Raw genomic sequence first — 533 nt, 5'->3', positions numbered from 1 at the left:
AAGCATATTCAAGTAGCTTTTATTGCTTGATCATTGTGAACTCGCCCTGAGGTAATGAAAAATCAGGAGGAAGAGACTCTCCTAAATGATAATTTACTCTATTTACATTAGCAATTTTTACTTTCATGATCTCCTGCCCGAAAACATTAGTAGTTCGCCTTAAAAACATATCCGCTAACCGGTTTGTAGAAACATCTTTTATTGTCAACATTAAACGTATTTCGTTAGGAGGACATTCCGGGCATTTCCACATTATAAATTCATTATAATCAATAATGAAATTTCCATCTATATTATGCAAAATTTGATTGTCATAGACAATATCAATTTCCGGAAGGGTATTCATGACTATAAGACCATTGACTGTATATTCATATTCTCCTATGATCAGATCTTCATAATATTCCCTGTTGTACTGCATTACTTTTTTTTTCAGCACTATTTTAAAAGTTGTATTGCCATTGCTGTAGACGTACGTTCCTTCAAAAGCATCCAATAGATCGTTTACGTCTTTATAATATGCTCCAGATAAA

Annotated in this window: 1 protein-coding gene; it reads right to left on the bottom strand. The window is 32.6% G+C overall.

Features of this window, described 5'->3' with window-relative positions:
* Positions 1-19: 19 nt before the first annotated feature.
* Positions 20-533 (bottom strand): DUF6705 family protein (locus ACUSJC_RS16810; protein WP_449270707.1); only part of this gene is annotated, 514 nt, incomplete at its 5' end.

This window comes from Flavobacterium sp. U410 (assembly GCF_053570605.1).
The sequence above is the reverse complement of the archived record's forward strand: the minus strand, read 5'-3'. Positions and strand labels throughout refer to the sequence as shown.